Source organism: Methylotenera mobilis JLW8 (assembly GCF_000023705.1).
GTDB classification, from domain to species: Bacteria; Pseudomonadota; Gammaproteobacteria; order Burkholderiales; family Methylophilaceae; genus Methylotenera; species Methylotenera mobilis.
The window spans coordinates 2,299,644-2,322,310 of sequence record NC_012968.1; the positions used below are offsets into that span (position 1 = coordinate 2,299,644).

Annotated in this window: 20 protein-coding genes; 9 read left to right on the top strand and 11 right to left on the bottom strand. The window is 46.5% G+C overall.

Going from position 1 to position 22,667, the window contains the following annotated elements:
* Positions 1 to 37: 37 nt before the first annotated feature.
* The gene (locus MMOL_RS10755; protein ID WP_238524378.1) at positions 38 to 325 is read right to left on the bottom strand and encodes a winged helix-turn-helix domain-containing protein; all 288 of its coding nucleotides are present in this window, start codon (positions 323 to 325) and stop codon (positions 38 to 40) included.
* 311 nt (positions 326 to 636) lie between these two features.
* Here MMOL_RS10755 and MMOL_RS10760 point away from each other — a divergent pair, with 311 nt between their 5' ends.
* Genes MMOL_RS10760 through modC form a run of 4 tightly spaced genes read left to right on the top strand, consistent with a single transcriptional unit; the run spans position 637 to position 4,310 of the window.
* Positions 637 to 2,136, top strand: a complete 1,500-nt coding sequence (locus tag MMOL_RS10760) for an alginate export family protein (RefSeq protein WP_238524379.1) — start codon at positions 637 to 639, stop codon at positions 2,134 to 2,136.
* A 28-nt stretch (positions 2,137 to 2,164) separates the two neighbouring features.
* Entirely contained in the window at positions 2,165 to 2,956 is a 792-nt protein-coding gene (gene modA / locus MMOL_RS10765) for a molybdate ABC transporter substrate-binding protein (RefSeq protein ID WP_015833065.1), read from the top strand.
* A gap of 12 nt (positions 2,957 to 2,968) precedes the next feature.
* A complete protein-coding gene (gene modB, locus MMOL_RS10770; protein WP_015833066.1) occupies positions 2,969 to 3,679 on the top strand; it encodes a molybdate ABC transporter permease subunit in 711 nt (236 codons plus the stop codon).
* On the top strand, positions 3,672 to 4,310 hold the full coding sequence (gene modC, locus MMOL_RS10775; protein WP_015833067.1) for a molybdenum ABC transporter ATP-binding protein: 639 nt from the start codon (positions 3,672 to 3,674) through the stop codon (positions 4,308 to 4,310). Before modB ends, modC begins: the two co-directional genes overlap by 8 nt.
* A 111-nt stretch (positions 4,311 to 4,421) precedes the next feature.
* On the opposite strand, the gene MMOL_RS10780 is transcribed toward modC, so the two are convergent.
* Positions 4,422 to 4,922 (bottom strand): single-stranded DNA-binding protein, encoded by a 501-nt coding sequence (locus tag MMOL_RS10780; RefSeq protein ID WP_015833068.1) that lies wholly within the window; start codon positions 4,920 to 4,922, stop codon positions 4,422 to 4,424.
* Between the two features lie 2 nt (positions 4,923 to 4,924).
* Entirely contained in the window at positions 4,925 to 6,328 is a 1,404-nt protein-coding gene (locus MMOL_RS10785) for an MFS transporter (RefSeq protein ID WP_015833069.1), read from the bottom strand.
* Positions 6,329 to 6,576: 248 nt separating this feature from the next.
* Here MMOL_RS10785 and uvrA point away from each other — a divergent pair, with 248 nt between their 5' ends.
* The gene (gene uvrA / locus MMOL_RS10790; RefSeq protein ID WP_015833070.1) at positions 6,577 to 9,390 is read left to right on the top strand and encodes an excinuclease ABC subunit UvrA; all 2,814 of its coding nucleotides are present in this window, start codon (positions 6,577 to 6,579) and stop codon (positions 9,388 to 9,390) included.
* Positions 9,391 to 9,463: 73 nt separating this feature from the next.
* Here the strand turns inward: uvrA and MMOL_RS10795 are convergent, their stop codons facing one another.
* From MMOL_RS10795 to MMOL_RS10810, 4 genes are all read right to left on the bottom strand, one after another.
* On the bottom strand, positions 9,464 to 10,288 hold the full coding sequence (locus MMOL_RS10795; RefSeq protein ID WP_015833071.1) for an HDOD domain-containing protein: 825 nt from the start codon (positions 10,286 to 10,288) through the stop codon (positions 9,464 to 9,466).
* Positions 10,289 to 10,364: 76 nt separating this feature from the next.
* Positions 10,365 to 11,099 (bottom strand): monofunctional biosynthetic peptidoglycan transglycosylase, encoded by a 735-nt coding sequence (gene mtgA / locus MMOL_RS10800; RefSeq protein ID WP_015833072.1) that lies wholly within the window; start codon positions 11,097 to 11,099, stop codon positions 10,365 to 10,367.
* A complete protein-coding gene (aroE, locus tag MMOL_RS10805) occupies positions 11,096 to 11,899 on the bottom strand; it encodes a shikimate dehydrogenase (protein ID WP_041928886.1) in 804 nt (267 codons plus the stop codon). The genes mtgA and aroE overlap by 4 nt, the downstream gene beginning before the upstream one ends.
* A gap of 2 nt (positions 11,900 to 11,901) precedes the next feature.
* Positions 11,902 to 12,366, bottom strand: a complete 465-nt coding sequence (locus tag MMOL_RS10810) for a rhodanese-like domain-containing protein (RefSeq protein WP_015833074.1) — start codon at positions 12,364 to 12,366, stop codon at positions 11,902 to 11,904.
* Positions 12,367 to 12,706: 340 nt separating this feature from the next.
* Here MMOL_RS10810 and glnA point away from each other — a divergent pair, with 340 nt between their 5' ends.
* From glnA to ntrC, 4 genes are all read left to right on the top strand, one after another.
* Positions 12,707 to 14,116, top strand: a complete 1,410-nt coding sequence (gene glnA / locus MMOL_RS10815) for a type I glutamate--ammonia ligase (RefSeq protein ID WP_015833075.1) — start codon at positions 12,707 to 12,709, stop codon at positions 14,114 to 14,116.
* 194 nt (positions 14,117 to 14,310) lie between these two features.
* Positions 14,311 to 14,811 (top strand): DUF4124 domain-containing protein, encoded by a 501-nt coding sequence (locus MMOL_RS10820; RefSeq protein ID WP_015833076.1) that lies wholly within the window; start codon positions 14,311 to 14,313, stop codon positions 14,809 to 14,811.
* A gap of 301 nt (positions 14,812 to 15,112) precedes the next feature.
* Entirely contained in the window at positions 15,113 to 16,207 is a 1,095-nt protein-coding gene (gene glnL, locus MMOL_RS10825; RefSeq protein WP_015833077.1) for a nitrogen regulation protein NR(II), read from the top strand.
* A gap of 118 nt (positions 16,208 to 16,325) precedes the next feature.
* Positions 16,326 to 17,723 (top strand): nitrogen regulation protein NR(I), encoded by a 1,398-nt coding sequence (gene ntrC, locus MMOL_RS10830; protein WP_015833078.1) that lies wholly within the window; start codon positions 16,326 to 16,328, stop codon positions 17,721 to 17,723.
* 229 nt (positions 17,724 to 17,952) lie between these two features.
* On the opposite strand, the gene MMOL_RS10835 is transcribed toward ntrC, so the two are convergent.
* The 4 genes from MMOL_RS10835 to aroB form a co-directional block, all read right to left on the bottom strand.
* A complete protein-coding gene (locus MMOL_RS10835) occupies positions 17,953 to 18,624 on the bottom strand; it encodes a DUF6445 family protein (protein WP_015833079.1) in 672 nt (223 codons plus the stop codon).
* Between the two features lie 113 nt (positions 18,625 to 18,737).
* Positions 18,738 to 19,955 carry a porin gene (locus tag MMOL_RS10840; RefSeq protein ID WP_015833080.1) on the bottom strand — a complete coding sequence of 406 codons (1,218 nt, stop codon included), beginning with the start codon at positions 19,953 to 19,955 and terminating at the stop codon, positions 18,738 to 18,740.
* A gap of 355 nt (positions 19,956 to 20,310) precedes the next feature.
* Complete coding sequence (locus tag MMOL_RS10845) at positions 20,311 to 21,435, bottom strand: deoxyguanosinetriphosphate triphosphohydrolase (RefSeq protein ID WP_015833081.1); 1,125 nt, start codon at positions 21,433 to 21,435, stop codon at positions 20,311 to 20,313.
* 144 nt (positions 21,436 to 21,579) lie between these two features.
* Positions 21,580 to 22,662: a 3-dehydroquinate synthase gene (gene aroB, locus MMOL_RS10850; RefSeq protein WP_041928888.1), complete on the bottom strand. Its 1,083-nt coding sequence runs from the start codon at positions 22,660 to 22,662 to the stop codon at positions 21,580 to 21,582.
* Positions 22,663 to 22,667: the final 5 nt, after the last annotated feature.

The window sequence follows — 22,667 nt, forward strand, 5'->3', positions numbered from 1 at the left end:
ACACTACTGCTGAAAATTTTGTATTTTCATCCAAGTATCAATTGATGCTTTCAATAGGCGACTTGAGATGAGCCCTTATGAATGCAAGCTCCTGCACAGAGGCTTCTTGGGATTTAGCAATGAGCGCATGATAGTTTTCCAACACTTTAACACCAAACTCAGTTAGCTTAGCACCGCCTCCGTGACTACCTCCAACACTACTCGCAACCAGCGGCTGATCAAAGCACTTATTCACTTCATCTACCAACTGCCAAGCGCGGCGGTAAGACATTTTCATTTGCTTGGCTGCAGCTGAAATAGAGCCGTAGTCATTGATTAATGCCAAGAGCTCAGCCTTGCCCGGCCCCATTGCGGTTGCAGGCCCATTAGATATTCTAATTTTGATCTGATTATTTAGCATATTGCTAATTATAGTGCCTAAAAAATTAAAAACATCTAACTAGCTTAAATATGGCCGTTTATACCTTTAAAAAATATCGACAGCAACGCTACCGCTATATTCATTGAAACACATCGGTGTTTGTGATTAAATTGCACATTATTCAAACGTTACAACAATTCATACAAATGAAAACACCTACGCCACCAACCACACCCAGTCCACCTCGCACCAACTCATACGCAAGCATCTTTTGCTTGCCGCTTTTATTAGCCACAGGGATGCAATACGCATCAGCTGCTGATGGCAGCATTGGCTCATATTATGTAGAGCGCAAAAGTTTTGGCACCTCATTAGAAACTGAGCCGCCAAAATATGTAAAGCAGCTGAATAAGACATGGTTAAAGGATGTGAGTGGCCTTGAGGATGTTAACTGGCTGGATATCGGTTTAGACCACCGCATTCGTTACGAGCATCGTGACAACGACTTTAGACGCGCCAAAGACGTAATTGATGACCCAATCCTGCTCAGAACACGTGCCTATATTGGCATTAAAGATATTTTAGACCCATTGCGTTTTGCGGTAGAACTTGGCGATGCCAGACGCAACCATAGCCAGTTTAGCCGCGAGTACGACACCCGCGACGTCAACCAAGGCGAGGTCGTACAGGCTTACCTTGAGCTGTTCTTTAAAGAAACACTGTTAGGCAAAGATGACCTAGGCAACGAGCGCCCTATCAGCATTAAAGTGGGTCGCCAAGCATTGGAGCAAGGCGACAAAAGACTGGTAGCGCGCAATGGCTATCGCAACACCACCAACAACTTTGAAGGCGTGCGTGCTGTCATCGGTCAACAAAGTAATGACTGGCAGCTAGAAACCTTTGCATTCAAGCCGGTGCAACGTTTTACGGTTCAGGCAGACGAAGATAACGATGCGCAGCATTTTTATGGCGCACTAGCAAATTGGAGAAGGTGGTCTCAAGTCATTAACTTACAACCTTACTACTATCTGCTAGAGCAAGATGGCGACAAAGTGAAATACGACCTCAATGGCCGCGATGTAACAAGCTTAACAAGCAGAATTGACCGCACCATACACACCGCAGGCTTACGCGCATACGGCGTGTTAGGTAAAACCGGTTGGGACTACGATGCCAACTACACCAAACAATGGGGTGAGCAAGACACCAGCCTCACTAATAAAACTAAAGTCGACCATGATGCCTATGCCTACAACGCAGAAGTTGGCTACACATTTGACCAATCCTGGAAACCAAGACTAAGCGGCTTCTATGGCGTGGCAACTGGTGATAAGAGTTCAACCGACAAGAAAAACCAGCGTTTTGAACGCTTGTTTGGCTTCGCACGCCCATGGTCTAACAGCGACACCATAGAAATGTCTAACATACGCGCAACCAAGATAAGAGCAGAGTTTGACCCGAAAGTTAGCTTTATCAAAAACCTGAAAATTGACACCGGCTATAGCTGGTATCGCTTGGAAAGCGACACTGACAGCTGGGGCCCAGCCACATTGAGAGATACAAAAGGCTTAAGCGGTAGCGATATTGGCGAAGAGTTCGACATCACAGCACGCTTCCCGATTAACAACCATATCTACACCACAATTGGTTACGCCCACTTTATGGCTGGTGACTTCACCAAGAATGCCGTGCGCATCGCCAGCAATAAAAACGACCCGACGCGCAGAGACAACTCTGACTATCTGTACGTGCAATTTGAAATCAGTGCGTTCTAAACTATTCATGTAAAACTTGGAGTTCATCATGCAATTTAATCAATACTTAAAGGTAGCAATCGTCAGCATTTTCTTGGCGTTTACCTCAAGCTTAAATGCGGCGGAAAACAAAGACGCAGTAGTTGTGTTCGCGGCAGCCAGCCTGACTAACGCCATCAATGAAATCTCGGCAAACTACGAGCAAGAGAAAGGCGCGCAGATTAAGTCATCATTTGCAGCCTCGTCTGCACTCGCAAAACAAATCGAGAACGGTGCACCCGCAGATATTTTTATCTCTGCGGACACGAAGTGGATGAATTACTTAAAAGATAAACGCACACTAAAAGACAGTACGGTCAGTAACTTGCTGACCAATAATCTGGTGCTGATTGCACCCGCAGGTAAACGTTTTGATGTAAACATGCAAAAATCTTTCGACTTCTTTGGCGCATTTAATGGCAAACTTTGTACCGGGGAAATGGCATCCGTACCCGTAGGTATTTATGCGAAGCAAGCACTAACTTCACTCGCATGGTTGGATGCAGGCCAGTCCAGAATAGTAGGCACGCAAGATGTGCGTGCAGCACTAACTTTGGTGGAAAGAGCTGAGTGTGCAGTAGGTATCGTGTATGAAACTGATGCAAAAATATCTAACAAGGTTGAAGTTATCGCCACCTTTCCAGATAATACGCATGAGCCAATTTTGTACCCGTTGGCGCTCACTAAAGATGCCAGCGCGAAATCTGCAGACTTTTATGAATATTTAAAATCAGATAAGGCAAAAGCTATTTTCACCAAGTACGGCTTTAGCTTCCTAGAAAAAAACTTAGGAAAGAAATAACACGCAAATCAAATGTTGGACTTTTTCAATTTTACGCCAGCCGAAATCAGCATACTGCTGCTATCACTTAAGGTAGCAGTATGTTGCGTAGTACTCACTATTGCACCAGCAATTGCAGTAGCCTGGCTACTTGCCAGAAAGTCCTTCTTTGGCAAATCATTGTTGGATAGCCTGATTCATCTGCCGCTGGTATTGCCGCCCGTTGTGCCAGGCTACCTGTTGTTACTGTTGCTTGGCAATAATGGCTTGATTGGTAAGTTTCTCAATACCCACTTTGGCTTTAGCATCGCCTTTACCTGGATGGGTGCAGTGGTAGCATCAGCAGTGATGGCCTTTCCACTCATGGTACGCTCTATCCGGCTAGCGATTTCGCATGTGGACCGCCGCCTAGAGCTAGCCGCCCAATCATTGGGTGCGCGCCCGCTCAGCGTGTTTTTTACCGTCACCCTGCCCTTATCTATGCCAGGGATTATTACCGGCCTCATTCTGGCATTTAGCCGCAGCATGGGCGAGTTTGGCGCGACGATAACGTTTGTTGGCAATATCGAAAATGAAACCCGTACCTTGCCACTTGCCATTTACTCTCTCACGCAAACGCCTGATGGTGATTTAGCCGCCTTGCGACTGGTGATTATCAGCATGGCGCTGGCGCTGGGTGCGCTCATGATTAGCGACAGACTTGAGCGTAAGGCAAGCCAGCAGATTGGGCATACCCATGATTGAAATTAACGCCACACTTAAACGCCCAGACTTCACCCTCGACGTAGCACTACAGCTAGATCAGCGCGTGACCGCCATCTTTGGCCCATCCGGCTCAGGCAAAAGCACTTTACTTAGCATTATTGCCGGCATTAGCAAACCTGACCAAGGCCGCGTGATGATCAACGGGGAAGCCGTGTTTGATGATGAGAAAAAAATTAACAAACCGATACATCAACGCAGAATCGGCCTAGTGTTTCAAGATGCGCGCTTATTTCCACATTTAAACGTGGAGCATAACTTACGCTACCCATTGAAGTTCACCCCCACGAATGAACAGCAGTTTCATTTCAACGACATCATCAATTTACTGGAAATTGGCGCCTTACTCAAACGTACGACACACCAGCTATCTGGCGGCGAAAAACAGCGCGTTGCACTTGGTCGCGCCTTACTCAGCTCACCTAGACTGCTGATGCTAGATGAACCCATGGCCTCTTTAGATGAGTCCTTAAAAAGCCAGATTCTGCCGTTTTTAAAAAAAGTGGCGGATGAAATCAACATCCCCATGATTTACATCAGCCACTCTAAAGACGAAATCATGCAAATCACCAATAATATGGTGTACATCAACGCAGGGAAAATTGTGGCTTAATCGATTGCATCAATCCAAGCAGCCATTTTTACCACCATATTGCCCAATAAAAAAGCCAGCTAAAAGCTGGCTTTTTCTAAAGTAAATCAACAAATATTAGTATTGTGTCGATCAAAACGGAATATCATCCTCAAAATCATCAAAACCTGAACCACTAGTTGCAGGCTTAGCCGCTGGCGCTGGTTTTGCTTGGCTTTGGCTAGGAGGCGCTTGATTATAATCACCGTAGTCACTGCCCTGATCCATGCCGCCGTCATAACTAGCATTAGAACCACCGCCATCACGGCCGCCCAGCATTTGCATTTGGTCTGCGATAATTTCTGTGGTGTAGCGGTCTTGGCCTTCTTTGGTTTGCCATTTACGGGTTTGCAAGCGGCCTTCTACATAGACCGGGCGACCTTTTTTCAAGTACTCGCCCGCAATTTCAGCCAACTTACGGTACATCACGATATTGTGCCACTCGGTACGCTCTTGCTTGGCACCTGATTTATCTTTCCAGCTATCGGTTGTAGCAATACTGAAGTTACATACCGCTTCGCCGTTTGGCATATAGCGCACTTCTGGGTCGCGACCAAGATTGCCAACCAATATCACTTTATTTACTGATGCCATGTTTATCCTCTCAACAATTGATACACTTGGGCGTCATCCCAATCATACGATTTATCTATTTTCAATATCACGGTGCGCTCTTGCGGCAACACTGCAGCCTCTATCACGCCAGCCAGTTTAGCAAGGCTGTTTCTCACGTTAGCTGCCACCTCTGCCGTCATCTGGTCGGCAGATTCTTCCATGGTGTACATTTTGGTTCTTACCGCTAACGGTGCTTGCATAGAAAACGCTAATAATAGCCATAAAAGCATCATCGTGCCACAAAATATAAACACGCTGGCAAAACCATAAACATGTGAAAGATAGCCACCTAAAGCGCCACCAACAAAGATACCTAAAGACTGCGCGGTGTTATAAACACCCATCGCCGTACCCTTAGCGGCGGCTGGTGCAATCTTGCTGATTAAGGATGGCAATGAAGCTTCCAGCACGTTAAACGCCACAAAATAAACCGTCAGCGAGGCAACAATCCCCCAGAAATAATGTATGGACACCGAAAACATCAATTGCGCCACCAACATCATGGCAATCGCAAGCACAAATACGCGCTTCATTTGCGATTGCTTTTCTGCATAAATAATCGCCGGCACCATTAATACAAAGGAGGCTAATACGATAGGCAAATAGATCTGCCAGTGCTGATTTTCATGCATGCCGCTAGCGCTCACAATCGCAAACGGCACCACCACAAACATTGCCATTTGTGCTGCATGCAAGGCAAAAATTCCGTAATTCAAACGCAATAACTGCTTATTTTTAAGCACATCTTTTAATCTGGCAGGCGTGGCGCTAGCATCAGAATGGTAATGGCTGTGAACAGGATCTGGCACCACAAAACGCACGACAGCAATAGCTGCTAAGGTCAGCACGCCGGTCAATGCAAAAATACCCGGCACGCCTATCCATTGATTCAATATCGGGCCGCCAACCAATGATACCGAGAACGCAACGCCTATGGTCATACCTATCGTTGCCATGGCATTGGTGCGGTGCTCATCACGTGTTAGATCTGCAACCAATGCCGTCACTACCGCAGAAACAGCGCCCGCGCCCTGTAAGGCACGGCCAATAATAATGCCTTCAATACTGCTAGCCAAAGCCGCCACCAAACTACCCAGGGCAAAAATAGCCAAACCCAGATAAATCATTGGCTTACGGCCGTATTTATCTGAGGCCATGCCAAATGGCAATTGCAGCAAAGCTTGGGTTAAGCCGTACGCACCTAGCGCCAAGCCCACCATAAAGCTGCTAGGGTTGCCAGGCAAGGTAGATGCATAAATTGCAAAAATCGGTAAAATCAAAAACATACCAAACATGCGCAAGCCATAGATAGAGGCTAAGCTCAAGGTCGCACGGGTTTCTGCCGGGGTCATTTTTTCTGATGAGAGATGTTGCGGTGAAGACATGAAAAATAATTAAGCTAAATGCGTAAAAGTAGGTATATTAGCAGGTTGCCTTAATGTTAACCTGAATGTTTCATAAAATTGCACACGGCCAATCGCCCGTTTTATGGCATGCAGCGTTTGCTGGCAAGGCTTATGGGCCAAAACACCACCTCTTTCACAAACTTTACCTACATCATAAAATGTTGTGTTGATTACACCGCTATTTTATCAGACACGCAGGTGAGTAAAAGTACAATGGATTTAGCTATATGGATTTAATTCGTATTCGCGGTGCGCGTACGCACAACTTAAAGAATATTTCGCTGGATATTCCACGTAATCAACTGGTTGTGATTACCGGTCTTTCCGGCTCCGGTAAATCTTCGCTAGCTTTTGACACCTTATACGCAGAGGGGCAGCGCCGTTATGTAGAGTCACTCTCGGCCTATGCGCGCCAGTTTCTGGCACGCATGGACAAACCGGATGTCGATTTGATTGAAGGCCTGTCTCCCGCAATTTCCATTGAACAAAAATCCACCTCACATAACCCGCGCTCTACCGTAGGCACTGTCACAGAGATTCATGATTACCTGCGCCTGTTATACGCACGCGCTGGCGACCCAGAATGCCCGGAGCACGGCATCAAGCTTGAGGCACAAACTGTCAGCCAAATGGTAGATAGTGTATTAGCACTGCCTGAAGATACTAAACTCATGATATTGGCACCTGTGGTTTCCAACCGCAAAGGTGAGCAAATTGATTTATTTGAAGAGTTGAAGGCGCAGGGCTTTGTAAGGCTACGTGTTGACGGTAAGATTTACGAGATAGATGCGCTACCGCAGCTAGCCAAAACCACCAAGCATAATGTCGACGTTGTGATTGATCGCATCAAGGTTAAGCCAGACATGAAGCAACGTATCGCAGAGTCATTTGAAACTGCACTACGCTTAGCGGATGGCAAAGCAATTGCAGTGGAAATGGATACTGATAAAGAGTTGCTATTCTCCGCCAAGTTCTCATGCCCAGTGTGTGACTACTCACTTGCCGAACTAGAGCCTCGCCTGTTCTCTTTCAACAACCCAATGGGTGCATGCCCAACTTGCGACGGTTTGGGCAACATCAACTTCTTTGACCCGAAACGTGTGGTGGCTTTCCCACATTTATCTTTAGCCTCAGGCGCCATCAAAGGCTGGGATAAGCGCAACCAATTTTATTTCCAAATGCTGGCCAGCCTGGCCGCACACTACCAGTTTGATTTAGAAACTTCATTTGAGCAGTTGTCCGAGCCCATTCAGAAGATACTACTTAACGGTAGCGGTAAGGAAGAGATCGCGTTTAAATATCTAAACGAACGCGGTGTGTTTTATCAAAAAATCCACACATTTGAAGGCATTTTAAATAACCTACAACGCCGCTATCACGAGACCGACTCACAAACCGTACGTGAAGAGCTGGCAAAGTATCTCAACTCACAAAGCTGCCCAGATTGCGCAGGCACCCGCTTACGCAAAGAAGCACGCCACGTGAAGGTAGGCAATAAAAATATCCACGAAGTGTGTCAGGTGCCACTAAAGTTAGCACTTACTTTCTTTGAATCACTTGAGTTAACTGGCGCCAAACTAGCGATTGCAGACAAAATCGTTAAAGAGATTAGCAACCGCTTAAAATTCCTGACCAACGTAGGTCTTGAGTACCTTTCACTATCACGCTCAGCTGAAACCCTTTCCGGCGGCGAGGCACAACGCATTCGGCTGGCATCACAAATCGGCAGCGGCTTAACCGGTGTTATGTATGTACTTGATGAGCCATCCATCGGCCTGCACCAGCGCGACAATGACCGTTTATTGGACACCCTGAAGCGCTTACGTGACATTGGCAACAGCGTGATTGTGGTTGAACATGACCAAGATGCAATCATGGCTGCCGACTATGTAGTCGACATTGGCCCAGGTGCCGGCGAGCATGGTGGCCGCATCGTGGCAGAAGGCACTCCCACGGAAATTAAAGCCAACACAAACTCTGTGACCGGTGAATATTTGAGCGGAAAACGCCAAATCACTTATAACAAAAAACGCACCGCTCCCGACCCGGAGCGCTGGCTCAAAATGACCAACGCCACTGGTAACAACCTGAAAAATGTAACACTGAAGCTACCAGTAGGTTTACTCAGCTGCATCACCGGTGTATCCGGCAGCGGCAAATCCACCTTGATTAACGATACGCTGTATCGCATTGTGGCTCAACACTTGTACGGCAGCAGCACCGAACCCGCGCCTTACGATGAAATCGACGGCTTGGCATTCTTTGATAAAGTGGTCGATGTAGACCAAAGCCCAATTGGCCGCACCCCACGCTCCAACCCAGCTACCTACACTGGCCTGTTTACGCCTATCCGTGATTTATTTGCTAGCGTGCCGGAAAGCCGTGCCCGTGGCTATGGTCCAGGCCGTTACTCATTCAACGTAAAAGGTGGGCGCTGCGAGGCTTGTCAGGGCGATGGTGTATTGCGCGTGGAAATGCACTTCCTACCCGATGTATATGTGCCATGCGACGTGTGTAAAGGCCAGCGCTATAACCGTGAAACACTGGAAATCCAGTTCAAGGGTAAAAACATCCATGAAATTCTAGGCATGACCGTAGAACAGGCCCATGCCTTCTTCAGTGCACAGCCCGTGATTGCAAGAAAACTGCAAACCTTGCTTGATGTGGGCTTAGGCTACATTACACTAGGGCAAAGCGCCACTACGTTATCTGGCGGCGAAGCGCAACGGGTGAAGCTGGCCTTGGAGCTAAGCAAACGCGACACAGGCCGTACGCTTTACATTCTTGACGAGCCAACCACCGGCCTGCATTTTGCCGATATTCAATTATTGCTAGATGTGATTCATCGCCTACGCGACGCCGGCAATACTATCGTAATCATTGAACACAATCTGGATGTGATTAAAACCGCAGACTGGATCGTCGATATGGGACCGGAGGGCGGCGACGGCGGCGGCACCGTGATTGCCGAAGGTACGCCGGAAGAGGTGGCAAAAAACGAGATTAGCTATACCGCCAAATACCTAAAACTCATGCTGTAGTTAGCGATAAACTAACCCACTGATTAAAATGCAGCTTATGCATTTTAATCAGTGCCACTCAATCACAGCACAACTAAATCATGGCATTGGCCTCTTGCAGCAAGCTATGATAATGCTCAATTGAGGGCTGCCAATCGACACCCCCTAGTTGCAAGCGCTGCAACACTTCTGTATCCCAACTAGCCGTGATGGCATTGGTATCATCCCCGCGCACTAGCCCTTGTGCAATGTGCACCGCCACGTACACCACAGGTGCAACTGCACATGCAGCTTTATCCAAGGGCGTCGCATAGTAACGCAGTACCCGTGAAATCTCAGACGGGAAGTCCCAGCGCAACGCCAGTTCGGCACCAATCTGACAGTGATCCAGGCCAATAACATCACGCTCTACCAAGCACCGCTGCGCTGAGCAAGCTCCTGCGCACAAAGCATCCACCTCTAAAACTGCAGGAGACACCAAGTGCAGCAATAGATCACCGATATTGTGCAAGAGCCCTGCAAGGTATGCCACTTCAGCATCCAACTCCAATTGCTTGGCAATTTCACGGCTGATACCGGCAGCCACCAAGCTACGACACCAGAACTCTTTTAGATTCAAGCCCGGTGCCTTGGCGATGGCGCCAGTGACGCCACTGGCAATTACCAAAGAACGCAGCTTAGCCAAGCCCAAAATAGCGACGGCATCGTCGATATTTTTAACGGCACGTGTCACGCCGTAAAATGAGGAGTTCGCCATCCTCAGTACTTTGGCAGCAATCACCGCATCTTGCTCAATCACTTTAGCTAGCTGATTAATATCAACATTATCTTTGCTGAGCAGCTGCATCACCTCCTGTACCACCTTAGGCAGGCTAGGCAAGCTAACAATCGAATTAAAGAAATCCTCTATAGACTGCATACCCTCTCCTTACGCTACAGCCGATGATACTTTTGGCGCATATCAAAACCAATTAGTGGCAAGCACCTCGCTTCCACTAGGGCACCGGCACCATATGCATTCTGGCCTGTATCGTGCCGGTACGCTTATTAAGATAACGCGTGTACTGATGCTTATCGTAAAAACGGGGGTTGGGAATCATTGCTGCCAACCTTGCGGCCTGACCTTTACTCAAACCCGCCGCACTGGTTTTATAGTAGTGTCGCGCCGCAGCTTCCGCACCAAACACGCCATTACCCCACTCAATCACGTTAAGGTAAATCTCTAAGATGCGACGCTTAGACATCATATTTTCCAGCATAAGCGTAATAATGGCCTCTTGCCCCTTACGCCAAGGCGTACGTTTGGTGGATAAGAACAGGTTCTTCGCCAGTTGTTGGCTAATGGTAGAGCCACCAGCCACAATCTTGCCTTTTTTCAGGTTTTTCTCATAAGCCTTCTGTATGCCGTCCCAATCAAAACCTTCGTGATCAAGAAACTTAGCATCCTCAGAGGCAATCACCGCTCGCTTCAAATTATTGGATATTTTTCCATAATCCACCCACTGATACTTCAGCTCGGCATCAGGTCGTTTTTCTTGAATAACTTCCAAGCGGTCTTCCATAAATGCACTCGATGAGGGATTAAATTTAATCCACCAGCAAATATGCAAAAATATCCAAACCTGATACAACAGCACAAAAGCAATAAAAAGCACTGCCGCGCGTTCTAAATAGCCGCCCACACTGAGAGGCGCTGCATTAGATTTACTATTCATCAACCAAGCGATCATGTTGCCAACGCCCTTATCTTATCCATCACAGGCTTAGTGTTCGGACGCACGCCGCGCCATAAATAAAACGCCTCAGCCGCTTGCTCTACCAGCATACCCAAACCATCCGCCACCTGTGCACCATTTCGACGCGCCTGCGCCATAAATGGCGTTTCACGGCCGTACATCATGTCGTATGCCAATGTGTTTTTTGAAAAAATCGCATCCGAAATTGGCAACATACTATCAGTCAAACCCGCTGACGTTGCATTAATGATTAAGTCGTATGGCTTATCCAACGCATCAAATGCACAAGCGCTGCCATTAGTAATCGATGCAGCCAGTTGCAACGCCTTGTCCAAATTACGATTGGCAACCGTAATCTGTTTAGCACCTGCCAGCGAATTCAATACACCATGCGCTGCGCCGCCTGCCCCCAATATCAATACCTCTTTACCCTCAATGGCAAATCCTAAATTCAGCTCAATATCTCGACGTAAACCAGCACCATCCGTATTATCGCCGTGGATTTTGCCATGACTATTAATCAGCGTATTCACAGCACCAGCGCCAGAACTCTGCGCTCGGACGCTCAAGCTATCGCAAATCTTATAGGCCTCAAACTTAAACGGCACCGTGACATTCAGCCCCTTATAATCGCTCGCCATCAGCTCTTTAACCGTAGCATCAAAGCTATCAACCGGAGCTAGGATCGCCTCATAAGTCATGGCCTGCGCAGTTTGCTGGGCAAAGTCCGCATGAATCAAGGGTGACTTACTGTGTGCGATTGGGTTACCAATCACCGCATACTTATCCACCATCATCAGTTTGTCCAAGGCAAGCCAGCGTGCTTCCAACCGTTAATCAGCGTGCGTTGCTTATATTCATTGGCATCGCCTTCAAAACCTTCCAGCACGTTATACGCATGCAGATAGCCTAAAGACTCGGCAACCACGGCTGCATTATGTGAACGCCCGCCGGTTCTGCACAAAAACATAATTACCGTATCTTTATCTGCGCCCTTTTGCTTCAGCTGCGCCTGTAGATGTGCTGCAAAATCCGGGTTAGCCACCATCCCGGGGTAAAAAGCCCATTCCACATGCAATGCGGTCGGCACACGCCCTACTAGTTCCAGCTCAGCCCTGGTGCGCACATCCACCAGCTGCGCACTCGCATCAGCGCGCAAAATCGCATCTGCCTCCTGCGGCGTAAGCGCACCAGCATATGGCAAACGCTTTTCAATCGCGCGCTTTTCCGCAAGCGCCAAAATTTCCTGTATCTCACTCATGATGCATTTATCCTTAAATTACATGCCAAATTACATGTCCAAAAACAATCTGTTAACGCCTTTTTCTTCACACCATTACTGCCGTTCGAATTATAATAAACCATCTTTAAGATTATGCTTAAACCTGTTGTGACAAACCACGTCACCAATGCCCGTTTGCACCAAAAATGTGCATAAAATCGCAAAATGCATTGTATTGGTGCATCAATCTGAAGTTGGTTTTATTTATCCCCTAAAATTCAAGCGCTTAGCACCTTTCAGATTGGCACGTTTCCTGCTAATCTTATGAGTTGAATTTTTACTTGTTTTATTTTAACCCACACCACTATAGGAGATTCTAATGTCAGTGGAAAATGTAATGAAATTGGTAATCGATAACGACATTAAATTTGTTGATTTTCGTTTTACCGATACACGCGGCAAAGAGCAACATGTAACAGTGCCAGTGTCACACTTTAATGAAGACAAATTTACAGAAGGTCACGCTTTTGACGGTTCTTCTATCGCTGGCTGGAAAGGCATTCAAGCATCTGACATGCAATTGATGCCTGACGCAAGCACTGCATTTATCGACCCGTTCTTTGACGAGCCAACATTGGTATTGACTTGTGACGTGGTAGACCCTACTGATGGCAAAGGTTACGACCGTGACCCACGTAGCTTGGCAAAACGTGCTGAAGCATACTTAAAATCAAGCGGCTTAGGCGATACAGCTTACTTTGGTCCAGAACCAGAGTTCTTCATTTTCGACAGCATCCAATGGGATGTGTCAATGAACGGCAGCTCAGTACGCATCAACTCTGAAGAAGGCGCATGGTCATCAAACGAGAAATTTGAAGGCGGCAACACAGGTCACCGCCCAGGCGTTAAAGGCGGCTACTTCCCAGTGCCACCAGTCGATTCACTACACGACATCCGTTCTGCAATGTGTATCACATTGGAACAACTAGGCGTGCCTGTTGAAGTTCACCACCACGAAGTAGCAACTGCTGGCCAATGTGAAATTGGTACAAAATTCAGCACATTGACACAACGTGCTGACTGGACTCAAATCCAAAAATACGTAATCTTGAACACAGCACATGCATACGGCAAAACTGCTACATTCATGCCAAAACCATTCGCTGGCGATAACGGTTCAGGTATGCACGTTCACCAATCAGTTTGGAAAGATGGCAAAAACCTATTTGCAGGTAACGGCTACGCTGGTTTGAGCGAGTTCGCACTTTACTACATCGGCGGTATCATCAAACACGCTCGTGCATTAAACGCGATTACAAACCCAGGTACTAACTCATACAAACGTTTAGTACCTCACTTCGAAGCACCAGTTAAATTAGCTTACTCAGCTAAAAACCGCTCAGCTTCTATCCGCATCCCATTTGTGCACTCTGACAAAGGTCGCCGTGTTGAAGCTCGCTTCCCAGATCCAATCGCTAACCCATACTTGGCATTCTCTGCATTGCTAATGGCTGGTTTAGATGGCGTGCAAAACAAGATTCACCCAGGTGAAGCTGCAACCAAAGACTTGTACCATCTTCCACCAGAAGAAGATGCTAAGATCCCAACAGTATGCGCATCATTAGAACAAGCACTTGAAGCACTAGATGCTGACCGTGAGTTCTTAACCAAAGGTGGCGTGTTTACTAACGACTGGATCGATGCATACATTGCATTGAAAATGGAAGAAGTAAACAAAGTGCGTATGACACCACACCCAGCTGAGTTTGGCTTGTACTACTCATGCTAATGCGTAGCTAGTTTACGCAGTTGTTAGTTTGATCTAATTAAAAAGGGCGAGCAATCGCCCTTTTTAATTTTTAACGCTAACCAAAACACATTAATTGCAGCGTCAACGCAACACCACAAACAACCGTTAAGCAGCGTACTAGGCCAGATGCAATCCATGTTGCCTTATTTGATTAACTCTAATAAACTCACCTCATGAAAAAACACTTATTGTTATCATTGGTTGCCTTTACGCTCTCTAGCCATGCATTTGCTGAAATCTATAAGCGTGTAGATGCAGATGGCCGCGTGACTTACTCCAACATTAAGAGCAAAGGCTCTACCCGCCTTGAGCTAGACCCTGACACCAATAACATTACCAACGAGAATAGGCCCAAAGCCAGCCCAGCTGCGAGCAAACGCACAACAACACCAGACAGCTTCCCTCGGGTAGATGCCAACACGCAAAACCAGCGCGATGGCAAACGCAAAGAGATCCTACGCAACGAACTTGAGGCAGAAAAACAAGCACTGGAGGAGGCGAACAAAGCCTATGCTGAGGGCGAATCAAATCCAGAGGTTTACAGAACGGCCACGGGACAAACATTCAGAAACGTCCCCAAGTTCGAAGAAAAAATGAAAGGCCTGCAGGCCAATGTAGACAATCACAAGAAAAATATTGAGCTTTTGCAAAAAGAGCTCGACTCACTACGCTAACCTAACGCATCAAACAACGTACACGGCCGCTATTGCACCTAAATGGTGCAATAGCGGCTTTTTTGTTTTCTAATCCTGCTATACTTAAAACCATCACTATCTATGGCTATTAAGCGTCACCAAGAAATATGGCTCAGATAGACTGCATCACAGAAATTTTTTAACTATGAGATTCAATGAGTTAATAAGCTCGATGTATAACTTCGGCACATTTAATAAACTTATTCACGTCACAGCTTAAAACTGGTCTAGCTTTTGCTTATAGTAAGGCAACTAATGAAATGATGAGTGAAGCACTATTATGGTTCAACCAACGCCAGACCACTTTGCTGGCCTAGAGCATTTAGCAACAGCAATCATCCTTTTGGATGATCACTGCCGCGTCGCTTACGTTAACCCAGGCGCCGAAATCATATTCGCCTTTAGTGCCACCCAAATCATCGGCCAAAAGATCAATGAAGTGTTCCCAGACTGCGAGATACTCATGCTTGCGGTGAACAACGCCATTAAAGAACAAAGCCCATTCCGCGAGCATGAGTTCACCATCAGCACCCATAGGCACCACTCCTTTGCCGTTACCTGTACGGTTACCCCTATAGAGTCAATCGTAGCAAGTTTGATATTAGAGTTCCAACCGATGGATGCGCAATTACGCATTGCGCGTGAAGAGCGCATGCTGATTCAACAACAGGCAAATGCAGAGCTGTTGCGTAATTTAGCGCACGAGATTCGCAACCCGCTTGGCGGCCTGCGCGGCGCAGCACAACTGCTAGAGCACGAGTTACCATCGCCTAGCCTCCGCGAATACACGCAAGTGATTATTAAAGAGGCAGACAGGCTACAGGCGTTGATGGATAGACTGCTAATTCCGCACCGTGTACCCAAGTATCAACCTACCAATATTCATGAAGTATTAGAACGCGTGCGCAGCCTACTACTGGCCGAGTCTCCACGCAGCATTCTCATTAAGCGAGATTATGACTTAAGCTTACCAGAGATTATTGGTGACCGTGAAAAGCTGATTCAGGCTGTATTAAATATTGCACGCAACGCGGTACAAGCAATGCAGTCCAATAAAACTCCTAACAGCCAAATTACCTTTAAAACGCGTGCTGAACGTCAGGTCACCCTTGCAAGAAAGCGCTACCGTGTAGCCATTAAGTTGGAAATTATTGATAACGGCCCAGGCATTCCAGCCGATATACGTGACCGTATTTTTTACCCATTGGTATCAGGCAGCGAAGGCGGCACCGGGCTAGGCTTAACCCTTGCTCAAACCTTTGTCACGCAGCATCACGGCATGATTGATTGCGAAAGCACGCCAGGCAATACGCGCTTCACCATACTGCTACCAATTGAAACCACTGCAATCAAACCGATGGCAAAAACGCAATGATTGCGCCTAGTGTTTAATGTGATGTTAAACACGACACTAGTAAATGTAGTGTAGCCCAATAGAATAATAAGCAAAAATTTGTGCAACTTAACCTAGCACGACTGAAAAAGAGAAACCTATGAAACCAATCTGGATTATTGACGACGACAAATCTATTCGCTGGGTCTTTGAAAAAGCACTCGCCCGCACCGATCTTGAGTTCAAAACCTTCCCCTCAGTGGTAGAGGCACTCAACGCACTAGACCACGAACAGCCACAAGTTGTTGTCAGTGATATCCGCATGCCTAACGGCTCAGGTTTAGACCTGCTGAGTGAGATTAAGCGCAGGCACCCAGACATTCCGGTGATTATTATGACGGCATATTCAGACTTGGAAAGTGCGGTAGCAGCATTCCAGGGCGGTGCGTTTGAATACTTAGCCAAGCCTTTTGATGTTGACCAGGCAATTGATATCATCAAACGCGCTGTGGAAGAAAGCACCAGACAAGCCTCCGAAAGTGGCTTCAGTTCAGTAGCGGAAGACACGCCTGAAATCATTGGCCAAGCACCATCCATGCAAGAGGTTTTCAGGGCCATTGGCCGCTTAAGCCGCTCACATGCTACCGTACTGATTAACGGTGAGTCTGGCAGCGGCAAAGAGCTGGTTGCTCGCGCATTACATCGCCACAGCCCGCGCGCAGATAAACCGTTTATTGCCATTAACACCGCGGCTATCCCCAAAGACTTATTAGAGTCAGAGCTATTTGGTCATGAGCGTGGCGCATTTACCGGCGCTGCTGCCGGCCGCCGCGGACGCTTTGAGCAAGCAGACACGGGCACCCTGTTTTTAGATGAAATCGGCGACATGCCAGCCGATCTACAAACGCGCTTATTACGTGTGCTGAGTGACGGCCAGTTTTACCGTGTTGGCGGCCATCAGCCAATTAAAGTCAACGTACGCATCATTGCCGCAACCCACCAAGACTTGGAAGAGCGTGTTAAAAACGGCCTCTTCCGCGAAGACTTATTTCACCGCCTCAACGTGATTCGCCTACGCCTGCCAGCACTGCGTGAGCGCCGTGAAGACATCCCATTACTGATTAAGCACTTCCTGCAACACAGCGCCACCGAACTGGGTGTAGAGGCAAAACAACCCTCGGTTGCTGCACTTAAATTCCTCAGCGCAGTCAACTGGAGCGGAAACGTACGCCAACTAGAGAACGTATGTCACTGGCTCACCGTGATGGCACCAGGCCAAAATATTGACATTGCAGACCTACCGCCAGAGCTAAAACAAGATGGCAATAAAGTAGACTCAAACGGCTCATGGCAAGAAGCACTTGCAGCAGAGGTAACTGACGCGCTCAATCGTGGTGAGCAAAATGTACTGGAATCTCGCACTCAAATCTTTGAGCGCATCTTAATTGAAAAGGCACTAGAGCACACCCACGGCCGCCGCATTGAAGCCGCCACCCAACTCGGCATGGGGCGTAACACACTCACACGGAAGATTCAGGAGCTTGGGATTGAAGAGTAGATCATTAGAAAAATCAGCCACCCCACTATATCTCAGCGGTTTGTAACGGCACTACACTCAATTTAATGCCTCACACGTGGCGAGGATAAGATGCTATGACCTCTCTACGTACACATTACTTCAGTTATCACGCGGCTAAGACAATCATATATCTGGTGCCTTATTATATGAATAAGCAAAAATCAACCTGATGCTCAAAGGAAGTAAGCTTAGTATTGTGCTATCCGTGTCAGATTAGCTGACTTTTAGCCCGCAATAAAGGAAATGAACTTTGCTTATTCGCGTCAATTTTGTTAATAAAAAACACCTGCGCTAGGCGCGCATTATGGTTATTATCTCCAAAAAACTGGTTAGCGCAGTGATGAATATCGCCCTCAAATAAAATTAAGGTGTTATATACGTTATTAACCCTTACCACCTCGTCAAACATACTGTGGTAACTAAAGTCTATGGGTGACTTACTCTTAAAGTTCTCGTCATTCTCTTTAATTGTCTTCCAATACAACTCATCGTCATACGAAGAATTCTTTTTAAACAAAGATGTTCCTGCATCCAAAGGCGCATCAGGTGTTAAATACAGCACACCTGCAAACACCGTATTTTGGTCTTGATGAATCAAACCCGAACCATACTCAGCGCACACAATTTGAAAACTAGTGCTAACTTGCCAACGCATCACATCATGTTCTGGTATATGAAAGACACTGATTATTTTCTTACAAACCTTATCATAAAGCGAGGTACTGATATCACGTAAATCTTTAGTACGACATCCAGGAAAGACATAACCAACATCTTTCATTTCATGACAATAGGTATATTTCTGAGAAAGCGCATACCTCCTGATTTCATCAGGATTCTCATAAAAATCACTAATCACTGTCACTGGATATAAATTCATTACAAAATCTCTTTATATTGCATTACTTGGGCTATACCTATAAAAAAACGGCAACTAAAGTTGCCGTTTTTTTATCTATTACTTAAACACTACAGGGTAACCCCTGCCTTATCCTAGAAGAATAAGATAGCGCCTAAAGAGATAGTTTTTGCTTTAGCTTTAACATCAGCTGCTGCACGGTTGTCTAAATCGCGCTCAGATTCTGAGTACTCAGCAACCAAGTTCAAGTGTTTTGTAAGTGGGTGGTAAGCACCAACTGTCCACATAGAATCTGTAAGATCTTTCCATGTGTCAGCAGAACGGTTGCCGTCTAAAGTTGACTCGCCGTATGAAACGCCCAATTTAGTACCTACACCTGGAAGTGTGTATGTACCTTGTACGTACCACTGGTCTGAATCACGTGATTTACCGTTTGCATCAAAACCGTTACGTAATTGGAATGTTTGACCGATACCGTCGCCTTTACCGTAGTAACCAGTTAAACCGAAACCAGCTACGTTAACTGTAGTACCGATGTCGAATGCTTGAGCGTTGTCAGCACCTGGAGCACCTGCAAAGCCAGATACTTTTTGGTAGATACCAGAAGCCCAAACTTTACCAGCTACGTCGCCAGCCCACTCATAAGAAGCTTTACCTTCGTATGCTGATGATGCGCCACTACGACCAGTGCTTTTTAAGCTAGAAATGCCAGCGCCTTCAGCATCAGCAACAGCATCCCAACCTTGTGTCAAACCAACTGTGAAGCTGAAGCCATTGAAGTTTGGTGATGAGTAAGCAACTTGTGATTTCCAGTCAGCATACATGAAACCTGAACCGATACGGCCCAATGTTGTTGTGTTGCCAGCTAGTGAACCAGCACCACCACCAACGCCTAACAATGTCATGTCGTTCAAGATAGCGTCAGATGCGTAGATACCTAGATCTTTACCTAACTTGATAGTACCCCATGATTTGTCGCCGAATGTCAAGAATGCTTGACGATTTTCTTGTTGTGCTGCTTGGTTACCTGAAGCTTTTGTTGATGCACCTGGATTCAAGCTGATTGTGAAACCAACGTCTAAGTCGTTTTGACGTGTTTTACCAGAAACTGATAAGTAGTTTGGCAACAAACCTGTAGTGATGTTGTTTGATGATGCAGCATCACCGTTACCTAGACCTAAAGCAGCTGTACCGCCGTTGTCACCACTGTATTTAGTAGTTGTGTAGTAAGCGTTTACAACACCGCCGATGTCCAATGTCCAATCACCAGCTGGAATCATGATACCAGCTTGTGCGCTTGAAGCTGCAGCTACTAAAGCTGAAGCAACTGCTAATTTAATTGTTGTTTTCATATAAATCTCCTAAAAAATATTACTATTTTTAATTCTCGATTACCCTATCAGCTTGTCGCCGTTGCCAGCAACCAAACTAAAAAGAAAGTTTGCAAACTCTCTCAACGTTTACTACTTAAGTAGCATTCACTAAGAAGGTAGAGCGTAGTATGCACAAAGATTTTTAGGCTTACAACTAAAAGTTGGGCTTTTTGTCACAATTACTTACATTTGTTGTAATTTTGCAACAATAGAGTTTTTACCGGACGGGCTACAGCATGAAACTTTGCGAAATAGTCCGTAGTTTCGAATAAGGACGGAGTATCTGAGCAGATTATCAATGTCGCGTTCGCTACTAAGCGCACAGCAACATCACCTAGAGGTACTCTTCTACTGTAAACAGCTTGCGGTGCTCTCTGATAGCAAAGCGATCTGTCATCCCAGCGATATAGTCAGCTACCGCACGCGCTTTATCAATTTCTGCATATACTTGAAACTCGTTTGGCAGTAGGCCTGTATTTTCATAAAAACAGGCAAACAGCTCGCGTACGATGCGGACAGCCTTTGCACTCATACGATTTACTTTATAGTGCTGGTATAAGTTTTTACGTAAGAACTGCTTAAGTTCCAGGTTTTGCTTAGCTACACCCTCACTAAAACCGATTAACTGTGGTAGTAGCCTGATATCGGCAATACTGTCAGGCTGGTGTTGTGCGATATTTTGTGCACTTTGCGTACATAGATCCACTACCAAAGTATTAATCATGCGACGTATGGTTTCATGCAGCAGACGCTTTTGCTCCAACACCGGATATTTCACCTTAACCTCGGCTAGATTTTGCGCAAACAGCTCCACTGTAGACAATTGCTCAATACTGATCAAACCAGAACGCAAGCCATCATCAATATCATGATTGTTATAAGCAATCTCGTCTGCGTAGTTTGTCAGCTGCGCCTCTAAGCTAGGGCTGGTTTTTTCGATAAAGCGCACACCTACATCACCAAGTTGCTTGGCATTTCTAATGGAACAATGCTTAAGTATGCCCTCTCTTACTTCAAACGTGAGATTTAAGCCATCAAACTCCGCATAACGCTGCTCCAACTGATCGACTACACGCAGCGACTGCAAGTTATGCTCAAAGCCACCGTAATCTCGCATACAGTCATTCAGCGCATCCTGCCCAGCATGTCCAAACGGTGTATGGCCAAGGTCATGCGCCAGCGCGATGGCCTCGGTGAGGTCTTCATGCAGATGCAAGGTGCGAGCAATGCCGCGTGCCATTTGCGCAACCTCTAGGCTATGCGTCAAGCGTGTACGGAACAAATCACCTTCATGGTTTACAAATACCTGCGTTTTATATTCCAGGCGACGGAAGGCTGTGGAGTGAATGATACGGTCACGGTCACGCTGAAACGCATTGCGCGTTGACGAAGCGGGCTCAGCATGGTGCCGCCCTATAGATTGATCTGGATTGGCAGCATAAGGAGCGAGAGTATTCATGCTTGAATCTTATATTAGGTAAAGCATTTCTGGCAAGCCTGCAAAAAAGCAAGTGAGCAAAACAAAAACTACGCCTACGCAGCCTTTAGTCCTCACATTCACCTAGCAGCGCTCCAATACTAGGTGTTATGTACGCAGTATTGATTAATCAGATTTTAAAGAAAGCGTTTGTTTTAGCTTTTCGGCATCATAATCACTGGTAATTACTGACTTACCAATCGCTTGTTGTAATACCAGTCGAATCTTTCCATCGGCTACTTTCTTATCCAACTGCATTAAGTGCAAATACTTCTCCACACCTAATTTTGGCGCATCTAAGGGCAACTTAGCAGCAGTTAACAGTTGATGAATCCGCCTCACCTCGTCGGCCGTCAGCCAACCCATGCGTTGAGACAAATCGGCAGCCATCATGGTGCCGGCACCCACAGCCTCACCGTGGAGCCATACGCCGTAGCCCATGGCATTTTCTATGGCATGCCCAAATGTATGACCTAAGTTCAGCAATGCCCTTTCACCCGTTTCGTGCTCATCGCGTGCAACTACGTCTGCTTTATTTTTGCACGAGCGATAGATAGCCTCGGTGATTGCCTGTTCATCTAATACCATCAATTGCTCGATGTGCAACTCTAACCAATCAAAAAACTCAGCATCCCTAATCAGGCCATACTTAATCACCTCAGCCATCCCTGCTGAGAACTCGCGCGCAGGTAAAGTTTGCAGCGTATCTATATCTGCTAACACTACTTGTGGTTGGTAAAACGCGCCTATCATGTTCTTACCTAGCGGATGATTGATGCCAGTTTTCCCGCCCACGGATGAATCCACCTGAGATAGCAAGGTGGTTGGAATCTGTATAAAAGGGACACCACGTAAGTAGGTAGCCGCTGCATAACCAGTCAAGTCACCTATCACCCCTCCACCCAGGGCAATTAAAGTAGTGCTGCGTTCACAGCGATTTTGCAGCAATGCGTCATAGATTAAATTCAGTGTTTCACTGTTCTTATACGCCTCGCCATCCGGCAATATAATTGGGATTACCTTCACACCCGCATCCTGCAGCGCATTACTTAAAGTCTCAAGGTAGAGCTGCGCCACCGTTGTATTGGTTACAATTGCCACATGTTTACGCTTTAAATGCGGCAATATCAGCTCTGCATTGGAGATAAGTGAGCGCCCAATATAGATTGGGTAGCTTCTATTCGCTAATTCTACTTTTAGTGTTTGCATAACCA